Genomic DNA, 12,568 nt, shown 5'->3' on the forward strand with positions numbered 1-12,568 from the left:
GCTTGATGCAGCATATTTTTCAAAAAGGGAATGAACAATCAAAAACAACGTTACTGCTGCTTCACGGAACAGGCGGAACGGAGCAGGATTTATTGCCCCTTGCTGGTGAAATCGACAAGGATGCCAACGTCCTGAGTATCCGCGGGAATGTATCTGAAAACGGTATGCCGCGCTTTTTCAAACGGCTGGCAGAGGGGGTTTTTGACAAGGAGGATCTGATTGCCCGTACCAAAGAGCTGAATGCATTCCTGAATGAAGCTGCAACAGAATATGACTTTGATCGCGATGATATCATCGCCATCGGTTATTCCAACGGTGCCAATATCGCGGGCAGTCTCTTATTCCATTACCGGAGTGCATTGAAAGGCGCGATCCTCCATCATCCGATGGTTCCAAGGCGAGATATTGGACTGCCTGACTTATCCGGGAAACAAATCTTCATCGGTGCCGGAACCAATGACCCTATCTGCCCCTCGCAGGAATCCGAGGATCTAAAGTCGCTACTGGAAAATGCCGGTGCGCAAGTCGAATTGCATTGGGAAAATATGGGTCACCAACTGTCGATGGAAGAAGTGAAAGCAGCCGGCGAATGGTATAAGAATCAATAGAAGCAAAATCGTTCGGGTTAAATACCGAACGTTTTTTGTTCGCCTGCCAGTAACAAATCATGCTAAGACGGCTCCTATGATTTGGTGTTTTTTAGCAAGATTCTATTTTAAACAATTGATCAGTTTTTGTATACTGACCATAAGAAGATACTGGAAGGTGGATCGCTGATGATAGTGCGGGAGCGCCAAAACGCATATATTATGATCGAACAAGATCATCATGCGCACATTTCTGCTAAAATGGCAGCCGGACTGAAAGATTCGTTTTTTTCAGGAAAAATGTTCAAGCCATCCGTTCTGTATGCGATTGAAAAGCACGATTACGCTTGGAAAATGATCGACAAACAACCTTTTTGGAATGATAGGAAACAGGAACCTTACATGTTCACTGATTTCCCTAATCCAGCTAAAACCGTTTTTTATCAACACGGCGTTGATGAAGTGGAAAAATATGATCCATACGCTGCCCTATTATGCAGTGAGCACTACACACGTTTTCTTCAGCATGATCCGGAAGAAGAGTCCCGGTTGTTTGTACAACGTGAAAGAAAACGTCAGGTACGGATCATGCAGCTTTTGGATGATTATGATGATAATATATTCGATATCCATTATGGTTTGCTTCAGTTCTTTGATGGCCTGTCATTGTATATATGCATGAACGAGCCTGGCGTGACGACGGAGAATGAGCATCCATTTTTCAAGGATGGAATTCCAGTTTCTCCATCACTCCCCTTTTTTCACAACAGTAAAATGCATGTTTTCTGGAAAGATGAACAGACAGTCGTCATGGACGAATTTCCGTTCAACAACCCAATCGACATAATCATTCAGCAAAAATCTGTTCCAAAAAAAGCAATAGCTGAAAAAGGGGTGATCAACAGTTACCTGAATGCAGAAGTACAACAAGTTTATATTTGTTTAGTGGGGGAGGCATAGTGTTACTTTAAAACTAAAAAATCATAAAAATGATGCAGTGTCGGAATTATATTTTCATGCTTCCTCGCGTGATTTATGCACTATCGCAAACTCAGTGCATTAATGCTTTAATACTCACGCGGCTGTGTGGTCAAAAGCCGCAGCCGATACGCGTTCATGGCTGTTTCACCTAACGTATCGAGCAAGTTATGATTGGCATATGCTCCGACAATAGCGCCAAAGCCCGGAACAAGCTGCAAAAGTTTAACCAAATCAATATAATCGCGGTACTCCTGCTGAAACGTGCGCCAATCCATATCAGCAAGCTTCTCCTTTTCATACTCCCAATTCTCCAGTGTATAGAATGTTTCCTTGCGTTTGGCATCGCTTGAGAAAGCAAGTTGAAACACGTGAAGAATAAACAAGCGCTCCTGGTATTGACGTGTATCAAACCCATAAATGGCTGCAGTTTCAAATAAAAACTTCATTTTAATAGATAAAAGCATCGGGAAATCAGCAAGGCCCAGAAAAAACCCGCCAGCACCTGTTCCGGCTCCTTCAATAACAGCTGATTTTCGGTAAGATATCAGTTTTTCCTTCAACAATTCATCTTTTTCATATAGCGTCTGACCTGTTGGCTGCTGTTTCTTTGTTGTCATATCAGATCCAACCAGGGTTGCTTTCACCATATTTTTAATACTTTCCGTTATAATGTTGTGGGCTTTTTCAGGAATCCATCCGTTTATTTTTGTCTGCGTCTTTTTTGACAGCTGCTTGAAGAGACCAGATTTTTTTAAGACGTTTCGCCGCCATACATTCAATTCCTCATACACTTTTTGTTCATAAGCATTCATGTTGATACCATCCTCTTTTATTCCATACTAAATGATACGATATTCCCGAAAAAAAGATTCAGGTACGATTGTAATCCTGAAAGTGAATCCTGATTATATTATCCCGATTCAGGAAATTATCTCACATTTTCGGAACCATTTGCTAAAGAATAAAGTATCTCGCCATACTTCATAATTTCATTTCTCAAATTTTCCGAGACATCTTCAAACGTTACCAAATCCAAGAAGTCATGCTGCTCAAGCCGAAGTGCCTCCTTGTCACTGGCAGTGCTTAATTTATTATAACGCAACTGTATGACCAGCTGCACGAATAAAAGGACAGAATCTGGACCGGTTTTTTCTCCCGCCTCGGGTCTTAATTTTCTAGACCGGAAAGCCTAATAATTTAGCCCATAAAATTCAGTCACGATACTAGCGAATTAAAATATTTTTCTAGCTATCATGAATATTGAAAGACACACTAATGAAGAGAGGCATTCACAATGATTCTTTTGCTAAAAGCACTGCTGAAGCCAAAATAAAGCACATTAAAGAAGGATATTCGGAAATGAAACCATTTTATTGCTCACATCCTGTAAAGCGGTTCCCCCTCCAAACAATGGTTCTCATGCCTTTTAAAAGCGACAGACGGAAGATGGATTAATGCAACTAAAGTTGGTCAAACTAAATAAAGTAAATACATTAGGAAAGACTCGACTGCCGCATCGGCTTTCTTCCACTGGCCAGGAGCTAGAAGGTCAGATTAGCGGAAGTCGGCGAACAGCCAATTTAGTATAAAATTTTATACTTTCTTATCAAAAAAATGGAGGATGGTATGGATGGCTGAAAACCAAAATGATAAAAATCAGACGAATATTGAACATGACGACACGATGACAACTAGACAGGGGCATCCGGTCACAAACAATCAAAACATCCGGACAGTCGGCAATCGAGGCCCCGCTACACTGGAAAACTATGATTTCATTGAGAAAATCAGTCACTTTGACCGGGAAAAAGTGCCTGAGCGAATTGTTCATGCCCGTGGAGCCGGTGCACATGGATATTTTGAAACGTATGGAACAGTAGGGGAAGAGCCTGTTTCCAAATACACACGGGCAAAAGTTTTTCAGGAAAAAGGTAAACAAACCCCTGTATTCGTACGTTTTTCAACAGTTGTACATGGCAAGCATTCACCAGAGACAGTAAGGGATCCGCGCGGGTTTGCGGTTAAATTTTACACCGAGGACGGGAATTGGGATCTTGTCGGGAACAACCTAAAAATCTTCTTTATTCGTGATGCGATGAAATTCCCGGATATGATCCATGCATTCCGGCCTGATCCGATCACAAACATTCAGGACAGTGAGCGTTTCCTCGACTTTTGTGCCAACTCGCCGGAATCATTTCATATGGTGACATTTGTCTATTCACCTTGGGGGATCCCAGCCAATTACCGAATGATGCAGGGATCCGGCGTCAACACGTATAAATGGGTTAACCATGACGGAGAAGCAGTACTTGTAAAATATCACTGGGAACCAAAACAAGGCATCAAAAACTTGACGGTTAAAGAAGCGGGAGAAATCCAGGGAGAAAACTTCAACCATGCCACACAGGATTTGTACGATGCCATTGAACAAGGCGATTATCCGGAATGGGAGCTATTCGTACAGATTATAAGTGATGATGAGCACCCTGAGCTGGATTTTGACCCGCTGGACGATACGAAGATTTGGCCGGAAGATCAATTTCCATGGCTGCCGGTCGGTCGAATGGTATTAAACCAAAACCCGGAAGACTTTTTTACAGAAGTTGAGCAATCCGCATTCGGAACCGGGGTGCTTGTGGATGGTCTTGATTTTTCAGATGACAAAATGCTTCAAGGGCGGACATTTTCCTACTCCGATACCCAACGTTACCGCGTCGGTGCCAATTATCTGCAAGTACCTGTTAATGCCGCCAAAAAACGGGTGGCGACGAACCAGGAAGGCGGGAACATGCGGTATGAGCCTGAACGGTCACCCAAAAAGAACCCGCACATCAATTATGAACCTTCATCCTTAGGTAATTATAAAGAAGCGGAACAAGTCGGCAAGGAATACACCCCAAAAGTAGAAGGAAATCTTGTCCGGGAATCGATTGACCGGGATGATAATACGAAACAGGCCGGCGAGACGTATCGCTGGTTTGAAGACTGGGAAAAGGACGAACTGATCTCGAACCTCGTCGGTGATCTTTCTGAATGCGCACAGGATATTCAGGATAAAATGATCGCCCTTGCCGAAGAAGCTGACGAAGAATATGGACGTCGTTTGCGTGAAGGACTGGAAAAGGCGTCCAAAATGATGATGAAAGACGACTCAAGTAAAAATCCGATCGGCAACAAGGATGCGGAAAAAGCACCAGATCAGGCAGTTGAAAAAGGACATGACGCTAATCCGTACTAACGGAAAAAAACTTAGCTTCCAGAAACTAATGATCAGTTCGGTGTTGAGGTAGTCAGCAGGTCAGCCCATTTCCAATTTTGCTTTCAAATTTTTTAACCCCCAGCCAATGAAAGCTGGGGGTTTTACGTTGTTCATTGCCCTTGAATATCCCGCCGTCTGTATCCGAGTATGCCGGCAATCGTTAATCCAATCACAATAACCGTAAGGACAACCACAGGCAGCCATTCCATCTCATCCACTGGCAATTCCGGGATATACCCAAACGGTGACAGTTTACCAACCCAATCCGGAAATTGAAACATGCCGCCAAAATACAAGACGAAAAATGAATAAAGCACATACAGCCAGATCAGACTGCTAACTTTTGGCACAAATCCAATAAGCAGTACAGTCAGGCCTATTATGACAAGCAACGCCGGATAATAAGCCAGTCCGGCACCATAGATCGTGCCAAATTCAAATGGTTCTTCCATTACACTGGCAGCGGCCATCCAAAGTCCAACAGCCGCAAGTGACAGCATGACAAATCCATTTATGACAGCAATCACCAAGTATCCTGCCAGAAGCCGTACGCGTGATACAGTCCTGCCCAATAAATGATCAAGCCGGTTCTTCTTTTCTTCTCCGTATAATTTAAGCATAGCCATCACAGGCGGAACCGTCCCGATTAATGCCATCACCACCATCAGCATGGAGACAAACTGCTCAGTAAATGAATAGCCCTCCTGTGAAACCAATAATTGCTGCATCATTTCATTACCTTCAAAAAATGAATCAAGATCACCCATGACCGAGCCATAAGAAACGCCTACCAGCAGCATCGCGACCGCCCATGAAATCATCCCGGTCCGCTGCAGTCTGAATGCTAAGCCAAGTGGACTGAGCAGCCTGGCAGATGCGTGTTTTTTGCCGGGTTTTGATCGAAGAAATCCCGCTTCCAGATCCCGAATAGTGTTCAAATATCCAGCTAGAGCAAACAGAACAATGGCACCGCTAAGCAGCAGCAACAGCACCCATCCATTGTTTTCACTGTAAACTTCGGCAGCCGAAACCCAACCTAACGGTGAAATCCAGGATAACGCTTCATTGCTGACATCGCCTATCGCACGGATAAGATATGAGACAAGCAGTAATGCCAACGAAATTCCAAAAACATTGCGTGCATTTTCCGTAATTTGTGCTACCAAAGCCGTGAGCCCAGCGAAGAATAAACCTGTCATCCCTAATACGAAGCCATATAAAAGAGAACCTGCCAAATTCATACTATCAATACCCAACGCATATAACCCAACACCGACTATAAGTGCCAGGAGCACATTTAACACGGTTAAAACGATACACGATCCACCCAAATTGGCAAGCTTTCCAACAGGGAGTGAACGGATCAATTCCAGCCGGCCATCTTCCTCATCTGACCGTGTATGCCGGTTCATCAGCAGGATATTCATCAAGCCGACAACAACTGCCGTCAAAAGCAGCATCTGATGTGCCGTCATTGCACCTACTGTATAATTTCCCAAATCCCCTGGCCCTACCATCGCAATCATTGCAGGGTTTTCCATTGTTTCAGCCATCGCATCGCGATCCTGCTGTGTCGGGTACAAATCAGAAAAGGCGATCGGAACCACTAGCGTAAAAAAAGAAATCGCAACCAGCCAGATCAGTATCCTAAAACGGTCAAGCCGCAGTATGAACCCCGACAGTTTTCCTGTATTGGAAAAAGACTGATTACGCATCAGGATTCACCCCCTGAAGCTCCTTCGTAATGACGCATAAACAAGTCCTCCAGCGTCGGCGGGGCGCTTTCCAGTTTAATCACACCAAATTGGCTGATATAGTGGACCACCTCATCCAGCTGCTCAGTGTCGACCTGAAATGACAGCGTTCCTTCCTTCTTTTCAATATGATGGACACCCTCCATATCGTCCAGTGAGGGAATCGCCTGCTTCGTCTCGACATTTAAATTGGTTCTCGTTAAATGGCGCAATTCATCAAGTGACCCCGACTCAATTATCCGACCTTCCCGGATAATGCCGACCCGGTCACAAAGTCGTTCTACTTCCGATAAAATATGACTGGAGAGCAAAATACTTTTACCATCATTACTGGCTTCCATCACACATTCCTGAAAAGTCCGTTCCATCAATGGATCAAGTCCCGATGTCGGTTCATCTAAAATATACAAATCGGCATCAGATGCAAACGCTGCAATTAGTGAAACTTTTTGCCGGTTCCCTTTTGAATACGTCCGGCACTTTTTTGAGGGGTCGAAGTTAAATTTCTGAATCAACTCTTCTCGTCTTTTTTGATTGGCCTTACCGCCGCGAAGTTTCATAAACAGGTCAATCACTTCCCCGCCAGTCAGATTCGGCCACAAATTCACATCTCCCGGGACATAGGCAATCCGCTTATGAATATCCACTGCATCCGCCCAGATATCCTTGCCAAAAATGGACGCACTGCCGCTTGTCGCTTTTAACATTCCCAGCAAAACACGAATGGTTGTCGATTTCCCCGCACCATTGGGTCCGATGAAACCATACACTTCCCCTTCCCTAACTTCAATATTAATGTGGTCCACGGCTTTGAAGCTCCCATACATTTTTGTGAGGTCTTCTGTTTTCAAAACAGCCATGCCATCCCCTCCTTATCGGTAAAACGTTTTTTTTAATATATCCAGATATTCAAAGAATTCATCCCAGTATGGATCAAAGTCGACAGATGCCAGATTTTGGCCTTTCAGACGATTGACGACCTCGTTCTGATAACCGTCCATCACCCATTTAATAAGATTGAATAGCTTATCAACATTGACATCATCTCTAAACAAAGATTTATCGATGTTGTGATACATGATTGAATACCCTTCTTCCAACAATTGATCATACAGCCTTCTTAAATGAGACGGTAATTCTGGTTCGTTTTCCAGAAAAAACATCCCCAGGAAATGGAACACATTGGGGTTCTCAGCCATGCTTTTCATTTTGACTGATAATATCTGTTTCATCCGTTCAATAAAATCCCTTTCGTTCGTATCGATTAAACCTAAATATTCCACAATTGTTGTATTCAGGGAACGTTCAATTAAATAATGATACAATTCCTTTTTACTTTGAAAGTAATAAAACAGCATTCCTTTCCCGATTCCGGCACTTTTAACAATGCGATTTGTTGAAGCACGTTCATAACCATTTTCCGCAAATTCCTGAAATGCCGCATCTAAAATCCGTTGCTGTTTATTTTCATCGAGGTTCTGAAATTTTTCCGTAATGTTTTTTCACCCCTTTTGTAACATAATTATGCATATAACCGTTCATCTAGACCATAATGGTCGATTTAATCCTAACATTTTAGACCATAGTGGTCAATGTATAAAATAAAACGTCAATCAGTGAAGGACAGAACCTTCCCACTGATTGACGTTTCAACTTATAGCGAGAGCCGAAGTTTTTGTTACAAAAATCAACCTTAACCTATTATCAAAATCCAGTACTGCCTCTTCAATTTTTATTCATTAAAATCGGGATAGCACTCATGGCGTATCCCGATTTAACGCTTTATTTAATCTTCCGTGTCATCCGCTGTTTCTGCATCATCGTCAGGTGGCTGGGAGCCCTCAGGATTTTCCGGATCATTGGACAATTCCATTTCCTCCAGCTGGCTTTCGAGCTCACTCATGATTTCTGCAGCCTCTTGCCAATTACCATCAGACAACGCTTGCTGATAGGACTCAAACAAATCGGAAAACTTCTGTAATCTTTCTTCAGCTTCCATAATCGGCTGTGAAGGATCCTGCTGCTCTTCTTGTTCGGTATCCTGCTTTTCGTTATCCTGACTATCCGGATCAACGATGTTCAGCATTGCATCCAGTGCCGCATCAAAGTTTGCTTCCATGACAATGTGATCACCGTATGCCATCACAACCCTTTTGACTTCCGGCAGTGATGTCTCATTGTTGGATTCGATATAGATTGGTTCAACGTAAATGATCGTATCCTCAATCGGTATTGCTAGTAAATTACCGCGGATAACGTCTGAACCGCCTTGTGCCCACAAATTCAATTCCTGGGAGATCTCGCTGTCCTGGTTAATCCGGTTTTCAATTTGTTGCGGACCATATATATTCCGCTGTTTAGGAAACTCATATACAAACATGTCACCATAATGCTCGCCATCGTTTCGTACACCTATCCAGGCAGTCATGTTTTGCCTGTTTTTCGGCGTATATGGTCTCATCAGGATAAATTCTTCTTCGTCCTGATCAGGCAATTTCATGGTCGTATAATACGGTTCCATTTCAATATCCTCACTAAAGTATCGCTCTGTCGGAACCTGCCAGGTATCCTCACGGTTGTAAAACATCTCTAAATCAGACATGTGATACGTTCCATACATAGAGGCCTGGATCGAGAACAGATCTGTTGGATACCGGAAATGAGCACGTATGTCCTCAGGCACTTCCTCTACTATTAATTCGGGAAATATATTCTGGAACGTTTGCAGTAACGGGTTATCCGGTTCTGCGGCATAAAAGTTTACTTCACCGGTATACGCATCAATCGTGACTTTTACAGCATTCCGAATATAGTTTGAATCACCCTGAAAGGCTTCGGAATACGGATAATTTTCTGCTGTCAGATAGGCGTCAATCATCCAAACGAGACTGCCATCATCACGCATCACTATATAAGGATCCTGATCATAGGTGAAAAACGGTGCGATTCGTTCGACCCGATCCATGATATTTCTGGTCGCAAGTAACTGACTGTCATCTGTCAGCTGGTCGGAAACAAGCATACGGAATGAACCTTCATTTATGGCAAATAGCAGCCGGTTCATGCCGCTTAGCTGAATACCGGTATCTGCCTCATACCGGTTATTCATATTTTCATCACCTGCTGGATAGTCAAATTCATCGACCTCACTATTGGTAATAACATTCGGATAGGATTGTTCACCGAAATAGACTTGTGGCCGTTCAACATCCATGACACCCTCAGGAGGCAGATCCTGCAGCATATATTCCGGCTGTCCCTGTGCTGTCACTTTGTTGACATGACTCATCGAAACCCCATATCCGTGTGTATACCGTAAATTCCGGTTGACCCATGTTTGAGCCTGATCAGGCAAGCTGGATGTATCCAGTTCCCTTGCACCCAAAAATACTTGTTCGTACTCTCCATCAACTTGATAACGATCAATATCAACATCATTGAATTCATAATACGTTCGGAACGTCTGTAATTGATTGTAAACATCAAGTAATGGCCGTACATCATTCATGCGCACATTATCAATTGTTCCGGCGTTGCGCTCCACCATTTCGGCATCAAGTGAATTGTTCCCGGGATGCTCTTGCTCATTAATACTGTCTAAATCATAGGCAGCTCTCGTATAATTTAAATTATCCTGCAAATACGGTTCTTCCATAGCAAATTCATTCGGGGAAACGGCAAAGTTCTGAACAGCAACAGATACCCCCTGGCCTGCAATGACTAATCCGATATAAACAGCAATTGGAGTCAGCATTGTCTTAACGTTTCCACGAACCAATTTTATAATCATCCAAACCGTCATAATAACAGCAACGGCAGCCAGAATATAGGCCTTGGGAATATTGACGACGTCATCCGTATAGCTTAAGCCTTCCACAACGCTTTTCTGAAATAAATTAACCTGATTCGTCGACAAAGCTCCAAACGGCTGCAGAAGATGATAACCGGCCAAAAGCAATCCAATGAAACCAAATGTCATACCCAGGTGCAACTGTGCTGAACGGCTCATTCGATACATATGGAATACAGAATATGCCCCGATTTCCACCAAAAGGAAAAAAATGCTTAGACCTAACAGGACAAACACAACTAAATTAAGAATCGGCAAAACATATACATAGAACGAAATATCCAAATTAAAATAAGGATCCGTTTGTCCGAATGATGCATGGTTGATCAGCTTCAACGACCGTTCCCAGCCGACTCCTTGGATGATACTGCTCCCGAACAGCCCGATAACAGCCGATATACCGAGCATCATCAGCATCATTATTTTCCGCTTTTCCAGAATCGGCGGCAACTGGCTCGAATCAAAATGCTTTATGTATGATCTTCGGATCCAAAAAAGTGTAAAAAATGTGCCTGCCGCAAACAAAACAAAGCCAGCAACCCCCAGCAGCACTTTACTTGTCAAAATGGTTGTGAAAACACCCGAAAAACCAAGTGAGTCCATCCATATATAATCGGTAATCCACTGCAGCGCAAATAAACCTGCTATCACGATTAGAATGATTGCAAGCACTACATAGCCAACCCAGTTTAACTTCTTATTCCATTTTATTTTCCGGTGTTGATTAGACCCATTTGAACCTCCGTCAAAAACATCCAATTTAAATCTCTCCCCCTACTATCAATTGAAAACATTGCATATCACCAATAGGAAACTTTCAAATAACCGATGGAAAATCTTCACTTCCCATCATACATGACTCGTTTCTAGAATGAAAATGATAGTTCGTTATTCTTACGTTTGATAAGGGGGAGAGGTTTCAAAAGATTATCGTTTACATTCTTCAGGCTCATTTATCGTGCTCATTGTCTTTATTATCTGTCACTTCCGATTCAAATTCCTCTGCAAATTCAGTCTGTAATTGACCAGTTCTCGGAGAATTTTCCCGTTCCTCAAATTTCTCCTTCTCCAGATTTTCAGTCAGATATGTATGGATAAATGGCTCACAGCACGTTATAAAAAATGCCGCCATCAAAGAAGTCGTAATAATGGGAATGCTTGCTTCTATAAACAAGCCGCACAGCAGCCATATTGAGAGGAATGCCAATGGAAAATCCACAATTGAAGCCGTAACATTCCCGAATCTGCGAAGTATGAATAAATCACCGATCAAATAAGATATTCCTGTCGTCAGCACACTAATCCAAAATAAATTCGTCAAATTCGCATTGTAGAAAATACCAAATAACGAAAAAACGGTAACACCGATCGCAATCGCTTTAATTCCCAATGTTTTTAAATGAATCATATAATAAGACCCATCCTTTCCTGTGTTCGTAACAGTTATAGTGTGGCTGAAAAGAATGGGAATATACATAGTGTCGGGACATCAGGAATTTTTGGGTACTGTTATAAAATTCAGTTTGCAGTTTGCGTTGGGATGGTGGCTACCGTTCTTCGACTGACGTTTTTTACCTGTCAGGTATTTCTTCTATTGTTTCCAGCCCTCTATTGATTGTTTAACGATGCATGTTCAGTAGTATCATTAACATTCAACCTCAAAAATTTCTCGGGCGTCTTTTGCCACGTAGTGAGTGACGTACATCTCCTCTGCCTGTATTTTTCAACCTTCCATGATCTTTACATGTACAGTCCTCGTTCTCGGTCCGTCAAATTCGCAAAAATAGACACTTTGCCAGGTGCCAAGAACCGGGCGCCCATCAGCAATAATCAATGTCTCACTGGCTCCGACAACAGACGATTTCATATGGCCATCTGAGTTGCCTTCCATATGGATATATTCCGGTTTGTTCGGAAACGTCTCATCCAATCCGTGTTTCAGATCGGTTTTGACATCGGGATCAGCATTTTCATTGATGGTGATCGCTCCTGTCGTGTGCGGGCAATAAACGACCATAATGCCATCCCGCACGCCGCCCTCAGACAGCGCCTCGTCCAAGTAGTGATCCAAATTCGTGAATGACTGTTTTTCATGAGTTGAAACCGTGAATGTATGCAATATGTTTCCCACTGT

Annotated in this window: 10 protein-coding genes; 3 read left to right on the forward strand and 7 right to left on the reverse strand. The window is 42.9% G+C overall.

Translation table 11 applies throughout. The annotated features are described in order from the left end of the window. Positions 1 to 5 precede the first annotated feature (5 nt). Positions 6 to 608, forward strand: a complete 603-nt coding sequence (locus tag BM195_RS09060; protein ID WP_090236846.1) for an alpha/beta hydrolase — start codon at positions 6 to 8, stop codon at positions 606 to 608. A 168-nt stretch (positions 609 to 776) separates the two neighbouring features. Further along, positions 777 to 1,547 carry a DUF3891 family protein gene (locus BM195_RS09065; protein WP_090236848.1) on the forward strand — a complete coding sequence of 257 codons (771 nt, stop codon included), beginning with the start codon at positions 777 to 779 and terminating at the stop codon, positions 1,545 to 1,547. Between the two features lie 107 nt (positions 1,548 to 1,654). Here the strand turns inward: BM195_RS09065 and BM195_RS09070 are convergent, their stop codons facing one another. Next, positions 1,655 to 2,380, reverse strand: a complete 726-nt coding sequence (locus BM195_RS09070) for an EcsC family protein (RefSeq protein ID WP_090236850.1) — start codon at positions 2,378 to 2,380, stop codon at positions 1,655 to 1,657. Positions 2,381 to 3,198: 818 nt separating this feature from the next. Between BM195_RS09070 and BM195_RS09080 the strand changes: the two genes are divergently transcribed. Further along, the gene (locus BM195_RS09080) at positions 3,199 to 4,809 is read left to right on the forward strand and encodes a catalase (protein ID WP_090236855.1); all 1,611 of its coding nucleotides are present in this window, start codon (positions 3,199 to 3,201) and stop codon (positions 4,807 to 4,809) included. Between the two features lie 131 nt (positions 4,810 to 4,940). Here the strand turns inward: BM195_RS09080 and BM195_RS09085 are convergent, their stop codons facing one another. The 6 genes from BM195_RS09085 to BM195_RS09110 all read right to left on the reverse strand — a co-directional run bounded on the left by BM195_RS09085 (position 4,941) and on the right by BM195_RS09110 (position 12,556). Continuing rightward, complete coding sequence (locus BM195_RS09085; RefSeq protein WP_090236858.1) at positions 4,941 to 6,545, reverse strand: ABC transporter permease; 1,605 nt, start codon at positions 6,543 to 6,545, stop codon at positions 4,941 to 4,943. Then, the gene (locus tag BM195_RS09090; RefSeq protein ID WP_090236861.1) at positions 6,545 to 7,444 is read right to left on the reverse strand and encodes an ABC transporter ATP-binding protein; all 900 of its coding nucleotides are present in this window, start codon (positions 7,442 to 7,444) and stop codon (positions 6,545 to 6,547) included. The genes BM195_RS09085 and BM195_RS09090 overlap by 1 nt, the downstream gene beginning before the upstream one ends. A 12-nt stretch (positions 7,445 to 7,456) precedes the next feature. Further along, complete coding sequence (locus BM195_RS09095) at positions 7,457 to 8,080, reverse strand: TetR/AcrR family transcriptional regulator (RefSeq protein ID WP_090236864.1); 624 nt, start codon at positions 8,078 to 8,080, stop codon at positions 7,457 to 7,459. 290 nt (positions 8,081 to 8,370) lie between these two features. Beyond that, entirely contained in the window at positions 8,371 to 11,193 is a 2,823-nt protein-coding gene (locus tag BM195_RS09100; RefSeq protein ID WP_090236868.1) for a UPF0182 family membrane protein, read from the reverse strand. 190 nt (positions 11,194 to 11,383) lie between these two features. Further along, positions 11,384 to 11,842, reverse strand: coding sequence for a YndM family protein (locus tag BM195_RS09105; RefSeq protein WP_170848207.1), 459 nt, complete (start codon positions 11,840 to 11,842; stop codon positions 11,384 to 11,386). 315 nt (positions 11,843 to 12,157) lie between these two features. After that, positions 12,158 to 12,556 (reverse strand): secondary thiamine-phosphate synthase enzyme YjbQ, encoded by a 399-nt coding sequence (locus tag BM195_RS09110; RefSeq protein WP_211772920.1) that lies wholly within the window; start codon positions 12,554 to 12,556, stop codon positions 12,158 to 12,160. Between the last annotated feature and the right edge of the window lie 12 nt (positions 12,557 to 12,568).

The sequence above is a fragment of the Lentibacillus halodurans genome, assembly GCF_900112045.1.
Classification (GTDB): Bacteria; Bacillota; Bacilli; order Bacillales; family Amphibacillaceae; genus Lentibacillus; species Lentibacillus halodurans.

Excerpts from the sequence above, each read along its gene's own strand:
- BM195_RS09080 (WP_090236855.1), top strand. The coding sequence starts at position 3,199 with ATGGCTGAAAACCAAAATGATAAAAATCAGACGAATATTGAACATGAC.
- BM195_RS09070 (WP_090236850.1), bottom strand. The coding sequence starts at position 2,380 with ATGAATGCTTATGAACAAAAAGTGTATGAGGAATTGAATGTATGGCGG.
- BM195_RS09085 (WP_090236858.1), bottom strand. The coding sequence starts at position 6,545 with ATGCGTAATCAGTCTTTTTCCAATACAGGAAAACTGTCGGGGTTCATA.
- BM195_RS09065 (WP_090236848.1), top strand. The coding sequence starts at position 777 with ATGATAGTGCGGGAGCGCCAAAACGCATATATTATGATCGAACAAGAT.
- BM195_RS09105 (WP_170848207.1), bottom strand. The coding sequence starts at position 11,842 with ATGATTCATTTAAAAACATTGGGAATTAAAGCGATTGCGATCGGTGTT.
- BM195_RS09060 (WP_090236846.1), top strand. The coding sequence starts at position 6 with ATGCAGCATATTTTTCAAAAAGGGAATGAACAATCAAAAACAACGTTA.
- BM195_RS09090 (WP_090236861.1), bottom strand. The coding sequence starts at position 7,444 with ATGGCTGTTTTGAAAACAGAAGACCTCACAAAAATGTATGGGAGCTTC.